This is a genomic window from Paracoccus onubensis, assembly GCF_003591515.1.
GTDB lineage: Bacteria > Pseudomonadota > Alphaproteobacteria > Rhodobacterales > Rhodobacteraceae > Paracoccus > Paracoccus onubensis.
The window spans coordinates 257,217-273,194 of sequence record NZ_QZCG01000005.1; the positions used below are offsets into that span (position 1 = coordinate 257,217).

The 15,978-nt window shown below is 61.8% G+C and carries 11 protein-coding genes; 2 read left to right on the forward strand and 9 right to left on the reverse strand.

Annotated features, from left to right (window positions below; translation table 11 throughout):
* Positions 1-60 precede the first annotated feature (60 nt).
* The 6 genes from D3P04_RS09275 to D3P04_RS09300 all read right to left on the reverse strand — a co-directional run bounded on the left by D3P04_RS09275 (position 61) and on the right by D3P04_RS09300 (position 7,726).
* Positions 61-1,440 carry a M20/M25/M40 family metallo-hydrolase gene (locus tag D3P04_RS09275; protein WP_119748107.1) on the reverse strand — a complete coding sequence of 460 codons (1,380 nt, stop codon included), beginning with the start codon at positions 1,438-1,440 and terminating at the stop codon, positions 61-63.
* A 140-nt stretch (positions 1,441-1,580) separates the two neighbouring features.
* Positions 1,581-3,719: a TonB-dependent siderophore receptor gene (locus tag D3P04_RS09280; protein WP_119748109.1), complete on the reverse strand. Its 2,139-nt coding sequence runs from the start codon at positions 3,717-3,719 to the stop codon at positions 1,581-1,583.
* A gap of 143 nt (positions 3,720-3,862) precedes the next feature.
* Positions 3,863-4,663, reverse strand: a complete 801-nt coding sequence (locus D3P04_RS09285) for an ABC transporter ATP-binding protein (RefSeq protein WP_119748111.1) — start codon at positions 4,661-4,663, stop codon at positions 3,863-3,865.
* On the reverse strand, positions 4,660-5,697 hold the full coding sequence (locus D3P04_RS09290) for a FecCD family ABC transporter permease (RefSeq protein WP_119748113.1): 1,038 nt from the start codon (positions 5,695-5,697) through the stop codon (positions 4,660-4,662). Before D3P04_RS09290 ends, D3P04_RS09285 begins: the two co-directional genes overlap by 4 nt.
* Positions 5,694-6,734, reverse strand: a complete 1,041-nt coding sequence (locus D3P04_RS09295; RefSeq protein ID WP_119748115.1) for a FecCD family ABC transporter permease — start codon at positions 6,732-6,734, stop codon at positions 5,694-5,696. Before D3P04_RS09295 ends, D3P04_RS09290 begins: the two co-directional genes overlap by 4 nt.
* On the reverse strand, positions 6,731-7,726 hold the full coding sequence (locus D3P04_RS09300; protein WP_408634366.1) for an iron-siderophore ABC transporter substrate-binding protein: 996 nt from the start codon (positions 7,724-7,726) through the stop codon (positions 6,731-6,733). Before D3P04_RS09300 ends, D3P04_RS09295 begins: the two co-directional genes overlap by 4 nt.
* 356 nt (positions 7,727-8,082) lie before the next feature.
* On the opposite strand from D3P04_RS09300, the gene D3P04_RS09305 reads away from it, so the two are divergent.
* Complete coding sequence (locus tag D3P04_RS09305) at positions 8,083-10,410, forward strand: membrane-bound PQQ-dependent dehydrogenase, glucose/quinate/shikimate family (RefSeq protein WP_119748117.1); 2,328 nt, start codon at positions 8,083-8,085, stop codon at positions 10,408-10,410.
* 162 nt (positions 10,411-10,572) lie between these two features.
* Here D3P04_RS09305 and D3P04_RS09315 read toward each other — a convergent pair whose 3' ends face one another.
* From D3P04_RS09315 to D3P04_RS09325, 3 genes are all read right to left on the reverse strand, one after another.
* Entirely contained in the window at positions 10,573-12,237 is a 1,665-nt protein-coding gene (locus D3P04_RS09315) for an alpha/beta hydrolase (protein ID WP_232844947.1), read from the reverse strand.
* Positions 12,238-12,591: 354 nt separating this feature from the next.
* Complete coding sequence (locus D3P04_RS09320; protein ID WP_182912794.1) at positions 12,592-13,809, reverse strand: SGNH/GDSL hydrolase family protein; 1,218 nt, start codon at positions 13,807-13,809, stop codon at positions 12,592-12,594.
* Positions 13,806-14,999 carry an MFS transporter gene (locus tag D3P04_RS09325; protein ID WP_119748122.1) on the reverse strand — a complete coding sequence of 398 codons (1,194 nt, stop codon included), beginning with the start codon at positions 14,997-14,999 and terminating at the stop codon, positions 13,806-13,808. The genes D3P04_RS09320 and D3P04_RS09325 overlap by 4 nt, the downstream gene beginning before the upstream one ends.
* A gap of 109 nt (positions 15,000-15,108) precedes the next feature.
* Between D3P04_RS09325 and D3P04_RS09330 the strand changes: the two genes are divergently transcribed.
* The gene (locus tag D3P04_RS09330; RefSeq protein ID WP_119748124.1) at positions 15,109-15,945 is read left to right on the forward strand and encodes a LysR family transcriptional regulator; all 837 of its coding nucleotides are present in this window, start codon (positions 15,109-15,111) and stop codon (positions 15,943-15,945) included.
* The last annotated feature ends 33 nt before the right edge of the window (positions 15,946-15,978 follow it).

Sequence of the window (15,978 nt, forward strand, 5' to 3'; positions counted from 1 at the left end):
GATTTTCGTCTCATCCGGCGCTATGCGCGATCAGTCGCACCGGACGAAATGATCCGCCGTTCAAACCCTGGCGCCGCGATTTCCAACAGAGGACAGCAACGCCGCGCCGGTGCGGATGCCATCGTGGAAACATTCGATCCTGAGGTTCTCGTTCGGGGCGTGATTGGCTTCATCCGCATTGGCATAGGGCAGCACGAAGGCGGGAATGCCGAGAATCCCGGTGAACACGTAATCCGGCAAGCTTCCGCCCACACAGGGGAAAAGCAGCGGCTCCACACCCCTTGCCGCAATCACCGCCTCGCGAAGCGCCCGGGCATAGTCCGAATCCATGGCCGTACGCGAAGGCAGCATACCGCCACGCGGCACGATTTCCACATCGGGCGCATGACGTGCGACATGGGCCGAGACCTTGTCCAGAACCTGTGCAGGCGTCATGGCGTCGACAAGGCGAATGTCGCATTTGGCGATCGCCTCGCAGGGCAGGACCGACTTCGAACCCTCGCCGCCATAACCGCCATGCAACCCGTTGATGGTCAGGGTCGGGTGAAACATCAGACGGTCATAGAAGGGGCGGCTCTTCGGTTCGTCGAGTTCCTTCAGACCCAGTTCCGCCATATATGCCGGAAGATCCAGCGGCAGTATCGCCGCCGCCTGCCGCTCTTGTTCGGTCGGCGGAATGATCGGGTCATGCAGCCCCTCGATGGTGATCAGTCCTTCCGGCGTCTTCATCGTCGCAAGCAGATGGACGAGTTTCCAGATCGCATTCGGCATGACGCCGCCGTAATTGCCCGAATGCGCGTCGCGGTCAGCGGTTCTGGCGATAAGGTCGAAAGACACCATGCCCCGCACCCCGAAGGTGATGATCGGCAAACCGGAATCATGGAGCGGCCCGTCCGCCGTCACCACCAGATCGGCCTTCAGGCGATCGGCATGCGCCCGCACGAATTCGGCAATATGCGGGCTGCCGACCTCCTCTTCGCCTTCAAGCAGGAAAATCAGATTGCAAGGCAGTTCACCATGAACCGCCAGATGTGCCTCGATCGCCAGAATCTGTGCCAGATGCTGACCCTTGTTGTCGCCCACGCCCCGCGCATAGACACGTCCGTCCCGGATCGTCGGCTCGAATGGCGGGCTGTGCCACAGCTCAAGGGGCTCGGGGGGCTGCACATCGTAATGTCCGTAAAGCAGCAAGGTCGGTTTCGCCGGATCGTCACCATGTCGGCCAAGCACCATCGGGTGGCCCCTGGTTTTCACGGCTTCGACCTCCATGCCCAGATCGGTCAGCATCCCGACCAGCATCCGGGCGACCTCGGCGATTCCCTTGTTCTGCGCACTGATGCTGGGGTGGCGAACATATTCCAGAAGCCGGGCCAGGTGCGTCTCGCGTTGCGCCTCGATATGATCGAAAACGGCCCCGAGGCCGGGAAAAGTCATGCTCATGTCGTACCCTCCTGCTTGCGGCTCAGAGGAACCGCACCCAAGCGGTCAATCTCCCCCGACCAGCCCGGAGGCGCAAGGCATACCGCCCGTTACGCTCTGCCGGCGTGATCAGTCGCGCGCCGCGCGGATGGCACGTGACCTCAGAAGCGGTGACGCAGCGTGACCGCGACGTTACGGCCCGGGTTGTAGTAATCTGCCGTGCCCGAGCCGACGACATGCTGTTCGTCCAGAAGATTACTGATATTGATCGCCAGATCGGTATCTTCCCGCACCTGATAGCTGAAGGCCGCATCAAGAATGGTGGCCGCTTCGCTTTTGCCGCTGTCATTGGTGGCGTTGAAGAAATACGATCCGATATAGCGCGCGCCCAGACCAAAGGTCATGTCGCCGCGCGATCCGCTGCCGGGCAGGGTGTAATTCACCCAAAGCGAGGCGATATGGTTCGGCGCCGTTGTGAATTCATTGCCCGAGATATCTCCACCGCTGCGTGTACTGCCGCGAACGACCTCGGTGTCCATATAGGAATAGGCACCGATGACGCTGATATTTTCATTGATCTCGGCCTTGGCTTCAAGATCGAGGCCGCGAACCCGTGCCTCGCCGATCACTTCGCGGGTGATCGAGCCATCGTCCTCGACCACGGCGATAGTGACATTATCCTTGGTCAGATCGTAGATCGCGGCCGAAAACAGCGCATTCATGCCCTGCGGCTGGTATTTGGCGCCAAGCTCGTATTGTTCGCCACGTTCGGGTTCGACGCCTATCGCGGGCGGAGCCACGGATTCGACGTAGCTGACATAGGTCGAGATCTCGGGCGTGATCTTATAGGTCAACGCGCCTCGTACAGAGGTTTCCGAGAAATCGTCGCTTTCACTGCTCCCGGAGAGAGAGTCGCTGCTTTTCAGGTCCAGCCAGTCATGACGAATACCGGCCGTCGCGATAAAGCGATCATTGAAGGACAGGTTCTGTTGCAGGAACAGCGACTGGGTTTGATAATCGGTCGTGGTCGACTGATAGGCGACAAGCTCGTCCGGTCCACCGCTATAGATCGGGTTCGCTATGTCGATTGGCGTTGTCAGGCCCGAATAGGACGTGCTGCTGGTGGTCGCATCGCGAAATTCGACCCCGACCAGCGTGCTGCTGTCAAAACTGGCGAAGCTTTTGTCATATTGCAGCATGGCATTGCCGATCAGCTCTTCGGCGCTTTCATCGGAACCGAAATACCAGCGCTGGACCTCGGTCCCGACGCGGTTGTCGCTATCCGACAGGTAAATATAACCGAAATTATCCGTCAGATCACTGTAACGCAGGTTGGCGCTAAGGCTCAGCCCGCCGCCGAAATCATGCTTCAGCATGCCGGTCACGCTGCTGCGTTCGACATCGTGATAATTGAAATCGGGTTCGCCGAAGAAATCGCTGCGGTCATATTCGCGGTCCAGCGGATAGCCGCCGCTGTTCGGAGTGCCTTCGCGGTCCAGATAATCGGCCACGATGGTCAGCGTCGTCGCACCCGAAGGCTCCCATGTCAGACCGCCCATCAGGAAGGTCTCGTCATCCTGCGAATAGTCGTATTCCAACTCGCTGTCCTGAACCTTACCCGTGATGCGATAGGCAAGGGTCTGCTGCGAATCCAGCGTGTCGCCGAAGTCAAAGCCATATTCCGCATGACCGTTCGAACCGCCGGCGGCGTAGATTTCCGAAAAACGCTCGAAACGCGGCTGCTTGGTCACGAAATTGACCGAACCGCCCGGATCCGAGGTCCCGAAAAGGGTCGAGTTGGCGCCCTTGATGACCTCGACCCGCTCATAGGCGAGGGGCTCCTCGCGCACGCCGCGCATCGATCCCAATGTCATGCCGTCGCGATAGGTCGTCGCCTGAAAGCCCCTGACCTGATAATAATCGTTGCGGTCGTCCGAGCCGTAGAAATCGGTATGCACACCCGAGCTGTATTGCAGCACCTCCTCGACGGTATCGGCATTGCGATCCTTGATCTCCTTGGTGGTAATGACCGAGACGGAGGCCGGCGTGTCAAGAATGCTGGTCGCGACCTTGCCGCCGACCCACAACTCACTGGCGACGACCGAATTTTCGTCGTCATCGGCCTCGCCCTCGGCATAGATCAGGATCGGTGACAGGCGATAGGGGGCGTCTTCGGTCCCGGCTCCCGTGTCCTGTGCCCATGTGGGCGCCGCGATCAGTGCGGTGCAGCCAAGAAGGGCCGCGATCAGGCAGCGACGTGACAGGCAGAGAAGCGTCTGAGAAGGGATAGCGACCGGCATAGCCTATTACCTTAGTTTTTTGCTTGGATTTATGACTGGCTTCTAAGCCAGCCGGGTGTGGGGAACAAGAAGATTTGGTCCGGGCGGACGATACCGCTAATGCGCGAGGATTTTCGGCAACAGAACACCGAGGGTTGTGCGCCTCAGGCCGCCCGGTGACGGCCGATGGGCAGCATCATCGGACGCCCCGAGACCGGATCCGGGATGACACGGCTTTTCAAGCCGAAAACCGCTTCCAGATTCGCCTCGGTCAGCACCTCTTCGGGGCTGCCTTGCGCGTGCAGCCGGCCCGCCGCCATCGCGATCAGCCGATCCGCATAGCGCGCGGCAAGGTTCAGATCGTGCAATACCATGACGATGGTCATGCCACGCGCGCGATTGAGATCGGTCAGCAGATCCAGAACGTCGATCTGATGGCTGACATCCAGAAAGGTCGTCGGTTCATCCAGCAACAGAAGATCCGTTTCCTGCGCCAGCGCCATGGCGATCCAGACCCGCTGGCGCTGCCCCCCTGACAATTCATCCACCACGCGGTCCGCAAGCTCGCCGGTATGGGTCGCGTCGAGTGCGGCGGCAATCGCAGCATCATCGGCCTTGCTCCAGCGCGATATCAGCCCGTGATGCGGATGGCGCCCGCGGCTGACCAGATCGGCGACGGTAATGCCCTCGGGCGCAATAGGGGATTGCGGCAAAAGCCCAAGGGTCCGGGCCAGTTCCCGTGTCGGGCGGTGATGAACCGACCTGCCGTCCAGCAGCACCTGACCGCGACTCGGCGCTATCAGCCGTGACATGCACCGAAGCAGGGTGGACTTGCCGCAGCCATTGGCGCCCACGATTGCGGTAATCCGTTCCGGCTGAACCGCCAGATCCAGATCGTTCAGGACGGTATTGTCGGCATATCCGGCCGAAAGTCTTTCGGCGACAAGGCTGTGAGACCGGGTCATAGCGAACCTCCGGCGCGGTTCACGCGCACGATAAGATAGATAAGATAAGGGGCGCCAAGGGCACCGGTGACCACGCCCACCGGATAGCGGGAGGGCAATGCAAATTGCCCGATATAATCGCCGATCAGCACCAGCGCCGCCCCGACCAGAGCCGCAGGCAGAAGAATCGAACCGTTCGGCCCGACCATGCGCGCGGCAAGCGGCCCCGACAGAAAGGCCACGAAGGCGATGGGTCCGGCGGCTGCCGTCGCAACGGCGATCATGCCCACGGCGGTGACGATCACCAGAATACGGGTCATCCCGACCCGTATGCCCAAAGCCGCGGCAGTATCATCCCCCATCCGCAAAGCATCGAGGTCGCGGCCACGGGACAGCAGCACGCCTCCGAACAGCATGAGCGAGACGAGCAGCGGCAAAGCCTGTGACAATTGCACGCTGTTGAGGCTGCCGGTCAGCCAGCGCATCGCCTCCTGCAAATCCCATGATGCCGCTCGTGACAGGATATAGGCTATGAAACTGTCGATCATGGCCGAGACACCGATACCCACCAGAATCAGCCGCGTTCCCGCGACGCCGTTCTTGAAGGAAAGGCCGTAAACCAGAATGGCAACAGCAAGCCCGGCCAGCACCGCGAAGACCGACACCGCCGCCCCGTCCAGCGACAGCACCACGATGCCGAAGACGGCGGCGGCACTCGCGCCGGAACTGACACCGATGATGTCGGGACTGGCAAGCGGATTGCGCAACATGATCTGGAAAGCCACGCCGCCCAGACCAAAGCTCATGCCCACGAGGATCGACATGACCGCGCGCGGCAGGCGCAATTGTCCGATCGTGAAACTGGCGCCCTGCACTTCCTGGCCCAGCAGCACCCGCAGAACGTCGCCCGGCGGCGTGAATGACTGACCCAGCATCAGCGTCACTGCGAAGCCGCAGGCCAGCAGCAGCACCAGCGTCAGGATGATGTTCCGGCGGCGGCGCGCGCGCAAAAGGCGGCCGGCGGCGACGGAATGGGAAAGCACAGAGACGCTCACAGCTCGCGCACCCTCTGGCGGCGGACGATCCAGATGAAGAACGGAGCGCCGACGAAGGCCGTGACAATGCCCACGTCAAGCTCGTTCGGGCGCGCGATGATACGGCCGATCACATCGGCCAGGATCAGAAGCGACGCACCGCCAATGGCCGAGAATGGCAGCAGCCAGCGGTGATCAATCCCGGCCAGAAGGCGGCAGAGATGCGGCACCACAAGCCCGACAAAGCCGATCGGACCGCAGACCGCCGTGGTCGCGCCGCACAGAAGAATGGCGCCAAGCGCGGCCATGGCCCGGGCGATCGCCACACGCTCTCCCAGTCCCGCCGCCAGTTCATCGCCAAGCGCCAGCGAATTCAGCTTGCGGGCCGATAGCAGGCTGAGAACGAAGCCCAGAACCAGAAAAGGCAGGACAAGCCGGATATCGGCGAATGTCGATCCACCGACGCCGCCGATTGTCCAGGACCGCACATTGCCTGCAATGTCATTGCGCGGCAGCACCACGGCAATGGTAAAACTGGAAAACGCGACCGAGGTCGCGGCGCCGGCCAATGCCAGCTTCAGAGGCGTCGCGCCCCCCCTTCCCAGCGAGCCGATGACATAAACAAAGACCGCCGTCACCCCCGCGCCAAGGATCGCCGCCCACATAGAGGCAGAGGCGCTGACCAGTCCGAACCAGGCCATGCCGATGACAACCGCCAGCGAGGCGCCCATATTCACGCCAAGGATGCCGGGATCGGCAAGCGGGTTGCGCGTCACCCCCTGCATGATCGCGCCGGCCAGCCCAAGCGCCGCCCCGGCGATCGCCGCCATGATCGTGCGCGGAATGCGGACGGCCACGGCGGCCTGACCTATTGTCTCGGCCCGTCCCTGCAACCCGCCGATGATCTCGGTCCAGCCGACATCGCGCGTTCCGACAGCCACCGATATTGCGCAAAGCCCCAAAAGCAGCAGTGCCGTCGCGGCCAGCACAAGGGCGCGCGTCGAATTGGACCGGCCAAGCCGCCATTGCGCCGCCTGTCCCATTCGCTGCCCGCTCATTCCGCCTTGCGTGCCGCGTCGCCCAGCAGGTCGAGATAATCATCAAGCACCCACGAAATCGAAAGCGGTGTCGGATTGGCGGCGGTTCCGATCGGATTCATGCCCAGCATCACGACAGATCCGCGCGAAATCGCCGGCATATGCGAGGTCAGGGGATCGGCCTGCAACGGCGCCAGCAGCTCTTCCCCGCCATAGGTGACGAAGATGTCCACATCGCTGAAGCGGTCGATCTCTTCGGCGCTTACCTGACCCGAGAACTGGCCCGGATTGGTCGCCCCGATCACGCTTTCGGGCGAATGCATGCCCAGATCCTCGAAGAACTTCACGCGCGTGTCGTTGCCTGAATAGAAGCTGACAGTGCTGAGATTGCCCGGATCGAGATGGGTGATGAACATCGCCGTCTTATCATTGATCTCGGGATGTTTCGCGACGCTTTCTTCTATTTCAGCCTCGATATCGGCGATCAGCCGATCACCCTCGGCCGCCATGCCAAGCCCTGCGCTGTTCAGCCGGATCATGTCACGCCAATCGGTGGACCACGGCCCGTCCGGATAGGCGACGACCGGAGCGATCATGCTGAGAGTGTCGTAATCCGACTGGCTAAGCCCGGAATAGGCGGCCAGGATCACGTCAGGCTCTGTCGCCGCGACGGCCTCGAAATCGATGCCATCGCCTTCGTTGAACAGAACCGGAATATCGGCATCCAATTCTTCCAGGCGTTCGCTGACCCAGGGCAGCAGCCCGTCGCCATCGTCATCGCCGAAAGTGGCGGCGGCAAACCCCACAGGCACGACCCCCAGAGCCAGCGGCACCTCGTGATTGGCCCAGGCGACGGTCGCCACGCGCTGGGGCTTTTCCTCGATGACCGTGCTGCCCAGGGCATGTTTGATGGTTATGGGATAGCTGTCCGCACCGTCCTGAGCCGTGGCAAATCCTGGTGCGATGACCATGACCACCACAGCCCCGAGGGTTGCAAGAGAGATTGATCTGATCATCGGAAAAGGCCGCATAGCTGACTGTTTATCTCAACTTTCATATTCCAAAGGGAGCGTCAAGTGACGTGCCGTCCGAGTACCAAGGAAATCCGCTCGCTTTACCCATGGGGATGCCTTCTTGTAATCAGGAATAGCGGCGTGAAGCTGGTCCGGGTTCGCATTCACCGCCAGACGCGGCGCCTGCCAGCGGGCAAGAGGCGGATATATGTTCGAAACCCTGCCAGCGTGGCCGACCAACCCACGAATCCCGACAAAGCATCCCGTCCCATATTTACCAGAACCGCATGAGCAGGTTGCAGCCACCCAGCTTTGGTCGTAACCTCGCATGAAGCAACCGGCTTTCGAGGTTCCGTATGCGTGCCGTGGTTTCGTTCGTCCTTTTCGCTGTCGGACTTATCCTCGTCCTTGGCGGGCTGTATCTGGTTACACTGGGTGGCAGCCTGTTCTATTCCGGAGCCGGAATCGCCCTGATCGCCACATCGGTGCTGATATGGATGCGCGATCCGCGGGCACGGATCGTCTATGCCCTGTTCCTTATCGTCCTTGCCGCCTGGTCACTGTGGGAAGCCGGTCCCGATTGGTGGGCGCTTGCCGCGCGCATGGGCATGTTCCTTGTCCTCGCATTGCTTCTCCTCCTTCCCCTGCATCTGCGCGGGCGGCGTTTCGGTCCGGCATGGATCGTGCTGTTCGTCGTTACGGGCGTCACCGGGCTTGGGCTGCTTGGGACGACCCTTCTGCCCGATCCGCATGATATCGCAGGACAGCTTCCGGCCGAGAACGCCAATCCGGACGCCGCAACGGGCGGTGACGATCCCGAAGCCTGGACGGCCTATGGCCGCAACAATTACGGGCAGCGCTTCTCGCCGCTGGAACAGGTCACGGCAAGTAATGTCGACCAGTTGCAACCTGCATGGACCTATCGCACAGGCGATGTCAAAGGGCAGGATGACGTTGGTGAATTCACCTATCAGGCAACGCCAATCAAGATCGGCAATACCCTTTATCTCTGCACCCCGCATAACTGGGCCGTCGCCCTCGACGCGGATACCGGAGCAGAGAAATGGGTCTATAAGCCCGATATCAAAACCGATCTGAACCGCCAGCACCAGACCTGCCGCGGGCTCAGCTACTGGCCCGGCGAGAATGATGCCTCTGCGCCGCAGCAGAGCACCTGCTCGCAAAGGCTGTTCCTGCCGACATCGGACGCGCGGCTGCTGGCGCTCGATCCTGAAACCGGAGAGCTCTGCGCGGATTTCGCAGAGAATGGCGCGCTGGATCTGATGCACAACATGCCGTTCCAGCAATCGGGTTATTACTATTCGACCTCGCCTCCGGTGGTGGCGGGCAATACCATCGTCATCGGCGGTGCGGTAAACGACAATTACGACATCGATTCACCTTCCGGCGTGATCCGGGCATATGATGTCCGCGATGGAAAGCTGCTCTGGAATTGGGATTCGGGTAACCCGACCGAAACCGCCCCGCTGGATCCAGACGATCCCGATCAGAAATATTCCACCTCCTCTCCCAACAGCTGGTCGATTGCCAGCGCGGATCCCGAGCTTGGACTGGTTTACCTGCCGATGGGCAACCGCACGCCGGATCAACTTGGCAAGTACCGCAACGAGGCCGAGGAAACCTATGCCACCTCGGTCACCGCACTTGATCTGGAAACCGGTCAGCCGCGCTGGGTGCATCAATTCGTGCATCACGATCTCTGGGACATGGATACGCCAGCTCAACCCAGCCTCGTTGATCTTGATTTGCCTGATGGACGCGTGCCCGCGCTCGTCGTGCCGACGAAACAGGGCGATGTCTATGTCCTGAACCGGGAAACCGGCGAGGCGGTTCTGCCGGTGACCGAACGGCCCGCCCCTCAGGGTGCCATTCCGGACGACTTCACCGCGGCGACGCAACCTGCCTCTGCCCTGTCCTTTGAACCCGAACCGCTTACCGAGGCAAGGATGTGGGGCGCGACGGCCATCGACCAGATGCTTTGCCGGATCGCCTTCCGGAAATTGCGCTACGAGGGACGCTATACGCCGCCATCCTTGCAGGGCAGCATCGTCTATCCCGGTAATTTCGGGGCTTTCAACTGGGGCGGCATTGCCGTCGATCCGCGAAGACAGGTGATGTTCGGCATGCCGCTGCAACTGGCTTTCGTCTCGAAACTGATCCCCAGGGACAGCCTGGGCGCGGATACCCGGACGAATGTCGGCGAACAGGGCGTCAATTCCAATGAGGGCGCGGATTATGCCGTGCAGATGGGTCCCTTCCTGTCACCGCTTGGCATTCCCTGTCAGCAGCCGCCCTGGGGCTTCGTCGCCGGGGCCGATCTGCGCAGCGGTGAAATCCTGTGGCGGCATCGTAACGGCACGACCCGCGACATGACCCCTGTTCCCCTGGGATTGAAACTGGGGATGCCCGGCATCGGCGGGCCGGTGATCACCGGTTCGGGTGTGGTGTTCATGGCGGCGACGGTCGACAATTATCTGCGCGCCTACGATCTGACGACCGGAGCCGAGATCTGGCGCTCGCGGCTGCCCGCAGGAGGGCAGGCAACACCGATGACCTATCTTGATAGCGAGGGACGGCAGATGGTCGTGCAGGTGGCTGGCGGACACGGCTCGATCGGAACAAAACTCGGCGATTACGTCATGGCATGGCGCCTTACGCAATAGCGGTGCGATTCATCTCAGATTGGTCTTTTCCGGCAGAAGCAGCCACCCCGCTGCGGGAAATGACCCGGACATGACCGGGCTGAACACTTGCCGGCGCGCCGTTGCGCAATCTCTTCGCCGCCGGCACCATCCCGATCGGAATCGCGACCGCCGGCGCATCGGTCAGGAACCGTTTTCGCAACCCACCAGCTCCCCATGCCCGCAATGCGCCTTGAGCCGCTCGGCCGCCGTCTCGTCCCATCCCTCGGGCTCGGTCACGGCGGACCAGGCGTCGATATAGTCGCGGACATGGTAGTTATGACCATAGCCGGGCGGAGTCGAGGTACTGCGCAGCAGGTCAACCGTCAACTGAAGCTGCGTCACAATGGGCGTAAAGGACAATTCCGGCGATACATCCGGCGCCTTTGCTTCGCGCATCCACACAGGTTCGCGCCACAATGCGGTGGGGCTGTAGAAAACAATCGGATCGCTGGCATATTGCATGAACAGCACCCGCATTCGCCCCCAGTCCCTGCCCGAGCGCAACGGCGTTGCATATTGGCTGGAATAGCGGATGACCCGCCCGTCATCGACAGTCGGCAGCACAAACGGACTGCCCGCCTCTCGCGCCGCATTCGCCTGATTCCATAGCGTCGAGGGAAAAGGCGGCCCGGCCCAAAGCGCACCATCGATCGGCTCGTTCATCATCTGAAAGACGTTGAAAGCATGCATCGACGACCAGGATCCCAGGGAAATACCGTGCATGTAAAGCCTTGGCCGCCGGTTATCCGGCATTGCCGCCCAATGTTCATAGACAAGCCGCATCAGTGCCTCGGCCTGATCGAGACCGGAATCGGTTTCGAAGATGAGCGCAAGCGGGCTTTGCAGATAGGAATATTGCACCGCCACCGTCGCGACATCGCCGTCATGCATATATTCCAGCGCGTCATAGCTGGCCGGATCCATCCAGCCGGTGCCGGTCGGGCTGGACACCACAAGCACCTTGCGTTCAAACGCCCCGACGCGCTGCATTTCCTGCAAGGCAAGCCCGGCCCGGACCTGCGGATCGCTGTCCTGCGCCAGACCGACATAGATACGCAAAGGCTCTTTCGCGGGGCGGCCGTTGAACGCGGCGATTGCCTGCGCCGAAGGCCCGTTCAGCACGAAATTCCGGCCCGGCCTGCCCATCAGTTCCCAGGATATCGGCGATTCGGAAGATCCCGGTTTCCACGGCTCCGCCGGCGGGGGCGTTTCGGGATGGGTCAGATATTGCGCGGCGGCATAAGACCTGTCAGCCATGCGCAGCCCGGCATTCACCATTCCGTCGCGGGTCACGATCAGCACAAGGATCGCACATAGCAGCAAGCCCAGCACATTCGCGCTGCGCACCGGAATATGCCGGGCCAGCCGCCTGCGCAGCAGATTGAACAATCCCTGAATCAACAGGCCGATCACATACAGCACCAGAAACACCGCAAGCGCGACGACCGCTGTCTGCAGCGTATTGGCGACTTCGAGTTCGGGAAGCCCCATGCGTTCGCGGAGGCCGTTCTGCCAGCCACGCGCATGTGCGATACAAAAGAACAGCGTGGCCAGCACCGGCAGCGCGACCAGCATATGCGCGGCGACCGCCCATCTTCCGCGCAGTACCGGAATTTCAAGCGACCGCCACAGCGCCAGCACGAATTGCGTCAGCATATGGCCCATCGCCATCGACGCCCCGGCCAGCACTCCCTGAAAGAACGTGCCGCGCGGAATCAGCGATGGCGTGAGCGAGGCCGCAGCCAGCAACAGCCCCACAAGCAGGGGCAAGACAGGAACGATCCGCGCCAGACCCCACCCGTTCATCCGCACCATCCCCGACTACCGATTTCGTCCATCAGCTGCATAATGCCCCTCTTTCCGAAAGAGAATGATGATTTCCGGGCGCCTTGTCGACGCGCCATCAGGGCACCCCTGACGGAATTTTCTCGCCTAGTCTGCCGTGGCGGCAAAGCGGGCGCAACATGATGGCGACCGCGCAGAATATTCATGCTTTGTGGTCGCGAAGACGGTAGCGCACAACCGGTCGGGCGCGGAAAGTGAGATGCGCCGCAAGGAATACCCATGCGTCGGACACCGGATTGCCCACCAAGGTCACCTCTTACAGAGAGATGACCCTGGCGGGCAGCGGACCGGCAAGACTACCCCGGGAAATGTCCGCTATTCCTTTCCTCTCAAAAGTTCCAGCGAGATGGCCGCCGCCATTGCCTCATTCCCTTCAGCGCCCGGATGCAGCCGGTCTCCGCTGTCATAAGAAGGGTTCAACTGAGATGGATCATCCGGATCGCGCAGCACGGCGTCGAAATCGACGAGCGCATCGACCAGATCGGTCTTCCGCAGCCAGTCGTTGAATTCACGGCGAAGGGCATCTTTCCCGTCACTCCAATAGGTGGCTGCAAGCGGCGTGTCGGGCAGCGCGCCGCGAAATGGCGGGACCGTTCCCACGATCAGGCGCACGCCCTGCGCCTTGCTCTTCGCGGCAACAGCGGCAATGCCCGCCTGAAGACGGTCAAGCGTCATGGGGGTTTCGTCGGGCGCAAAGGGCGAACCGGGCCAGGCGATATCGTTGGTGCCGATCAGAAGCACTACGGCGTCGATTCCCGGCACGGCGAAAGCATCGCGGTCGATCCGTGCCAGAACGCTTTCTCCCATCCCGTCCGAAAGCAGCCGGCCACCGGATATACCGGCATTGATCACCGCGACGCCTTCCGAAGCAAGCCGCCGGGCCAGAAAATCCGGCCAGCGCACATCCTCGTTCATCGCCGCGCCATTGCCATCGGTGATGGAATCTCCCATCGCGGCCACGACCATGCCGGCCGGATGATCGGTCAGCACATTGGCAAGGGTCAAACGGGCGGTGATCTCTTCTTCAATGCGATCCCCGTCCAGCACGAAACCCGTTTCGCGCGCATCCCAATGGAAATCCTGCGCAACCGCGCCCTCGCCATAATGCAGAGTGACCGCAAGGCGCTGGCCCGCATCGACCGGCAGCGCCACCGGGTCAGAGACGATCCGCGCTCCCGGCGGTATGATCACCTTGGGCTTGCCGCCGAAGAGAACGGGCAGTTCCCGCCCCTCCAGCGCCGCAGCTTCGCCGCCATGCGCCACCATGGCCGCATCGACCGGCAAGGGTTTGGTGCCGTAACTGTTCGACAGGGTGATGCGCAGGCTGTCTCCGCCCCAGGCAAGGGTCAGGGGCTGGCGAATGGTCTGCCCGGCAATGCTTTCGGGCAGGCCCGTAGGAAAGTCGAATTCGGTATTCCAGACCGCTTCCGGGCTCGCGGCCCAGGCCGGAACCCATTCCTGCGGTTGGGCCGATACGGTTCCGGCGGTCAGGGTGAGTAGCATCGCGGTAATCGTTGTTGCGATCGGTTTCATGATCTTTCCCCGAATTTGAAGGTTGCAAGGGTCAGCAGCACGGCCAGGACAGGCATAACGGCGCCAAGCGGGAACAGGCTTCCAAGCCCCCATCCCGCCGCAATCGCGCTGCCGCCAATGGCCGCACCAACGGCATTGGCAAGATTGAAGGCCGAGATATTCAGGGTCGACGCCAGTTCCGCGCTTGCACCTTCGGACCGGCTCAGCATGAAGGACTGAAGCGGCGCGAGGGTCGAAAAGGCCGCCACGCCGAACAGGAAAAGCGAGATCATCGCGGCAAACGGATTCCCCATGCCAAAGCGCATGGCCAGTATCACCGCCGCCAGCCCTGCCAGAGTTCCCAGCAAGGCCGGACGCAACCCGCGATCCGCGAGGCGGCCGCCAAGGATGTTGCCCACCACGATGCCCGCGCCGAACAGCAGCAGGTATCGCGACACATGCGCCGAAGAAACCCCGCTGATCCCGGTCAGGATCGGGACGATATAGGTAAAGACCAGAAACACTCCGGCATAGCCAAGCGTCGTGGTGGCAAGCGCCAATAGTGGCGCACCGCGCAGAAGCCGTGCAAGGCTGTGCCAATTGGCCGGGGTTTCACTGCGGGTAGCGGCGGGCAGCGACAATGCGCTGGCGACAAGGGCCAGCAGGCCGATGCCGCTCACGCTCCAGAAAGTCGCGCGCCAGCCGAGTGCCTGACCCAATTCGGTACCGAAGGGCAGACCCAGCACCGTCGCGAGGGTCAGACCGGTAAAGACCAGCGCAATGGCCGATGCCTTGCGTTCGGGCGGAACCAGACTCTGCGCGACGACCGTCCCGACACCAAAAAAGGTGCCATGCGCAAAGCCGCTGATGATGCGCCCCAGCATCAGCAGCCCATAGCTTGGGGCCACGGCGCACAGGATATTGGCAAGGATAAAGATCGCCATCAGTGCAAGGATCACGTTGCGATGCGGCAGGCGCGCCGTGGCAAGGGTCAGCAGCGGGCCGCCAAAGGTGACGCCAAGCGCATAGCCGCTGATCAGCAGGCCCGCCGACGGCACGCTGACCGAAAGCGACTGTGCCACCTCGACCAGCAATCCCATGATCACGAATTCGGTCAGGCCAATCCCGAAAGCACCGATGCCGAGCGCGGCAAGGGCCCAGCGTGCATTGCGGCCGGTCTCGATCTGTCCGGCGGCGAGGGCTGTCGTCATGATGCATATCTCCACTTGTTCGGGTGGAAGATCGGCACAGTCGACTTGAGAAACCAGACGCTGAAAACTACAAGCAATTGTGCCTGTTGTTCACAGATGGATAAGGCGAATGCGCGACACCAACCGGCTTGCGGAAATCGAGACCCTGTTAAGCGTCATCGCAGAGGGCAGTTTCTCTGCCGCCGCAAGAATGCGTGGAATGACGCCATCGGCCGTCTCCAAGATGATGGCCCGGCTCGAACAACGGCTGGGCGTCACCCTGCTGAAGCGCTCGACCCGAAAGGTTCAGGTGACCGAGGAAGGCGCACGTTTCGCGCGGCAAGGCCAGGCGATCCTGGAGGCGCTGGATGCGGCGGAGCATGAGGCGAGCTGTGGTCGGATTGCGGGCAGCGTGCGGATCGCCACCAGCGCTGCCTATGCCAACAATATTCTGGCGCCGATCCTTGGCGGCTTATTGCGCACCTATCCCGAGATTCGCATCGATCTGGTGATTGGCGACAATGTCAGCGATCTTTACGGTCAACCGATCGATCTGGCGGTACGGGCCGGACCGCTTGACAGCTCGAACCTCATGGCTCGCCATCTGGGGCAGAGCGAGATTGTCGAGGTCATGGCCCCACCCCGGAACGATGATCTGCCATCATCGCTTCGGATCGGCTTTTCCTATGCCCGCCGCGACATCACATGGCGGCAGGGATCACCGCGCCTGCAGGTCAATGACGGCGCCACCATCGCGGCCCTCGTTGCCGCCGGCGCCGGTGTCGCACGTGTCGGCCGCTTTACCGTCGCCCGTGAACTGGCGGCAGGGACCGTTGCGCTTTGCGATCCGCATGCAGAACCGGTTTTCGAGGATTTTCATCTGCTCTATGTCGGGCGTGCCAAGACGCTTCCGCGCCGGGTCCAGTCAGTGCTGGACTATCTCGCCAAACATGGCCGGGTCGATTAGGTCAGCTTTAAACGAAGCGGACTCCCTCTATCC

Bases quoted from the DNA above. Each gene is read 5' to 3' on its own strand.
- D3P04_RS09295 (WP_119748115.1), bottom strand. From the start codon at position 6,734: ATGAGCGGGCAGCGAATGGGACAGGCGGCGCAATGGCGGCTTGGCCGG.
- D3P04_RS09325 (WP_119748122.1), bottom strand. From the start codon at position 14,999: ATGACGACAGCCCTCGCCGCCGGACAGATCGAGACCGGCCGCAATGCA.
- D3P04_RS09275 (WP_119748107.1), bottom strand. From the start codon at position 1,440: ATGAGCATGACTTTTCCCGGCCTCGGGGCCGTTTTCGATCATATCGAG.
- D3P04_RS09330 (WP_119748124.1), top strand. From the start codon at position 15,109: ATGCGCGACACCAACCGGCTTGCGGAAATCGAGACCCTGTTAAGCGTC.
- D3P04_RS09305 (WP_119748117.1), top strand. From the start codon at position 8,083: ATGCGTGCCGTGGTTTCGTTCGTCCTTTTCGCTGTCGGACTTATCCTC.
- D3P04_RS09285 (WP_119748111.1), bottom strand. From the start codon at position 4,663: ATGACCCGGTCTCACAGCCTTGTCGCCGAAAGACTTTCGGCCGGATAT.
- D3P04_RS09315 (WP_232844947.1), bottom strand. From the start codon at position 12,237: ATGAACGGGTGGGGTCTGGCGCGGATCGTTCCTGTCTTGCCCCTGCTT.
- D3P04_RS09280 (WP_119748109.1), bottom strand. From the start codon at position 3,719: ATGCCGGTCGCTATCCCTTCTCAGACGCTTCTCTGCCTGTCACGTCGC.
- D3P04_RS09320 (WP_182912794.1), bottom strand. From the start codon at position 13,809: ATGAAACCGATCGCAACAACGATTACCGCGATGCTACTCACCCTGACC.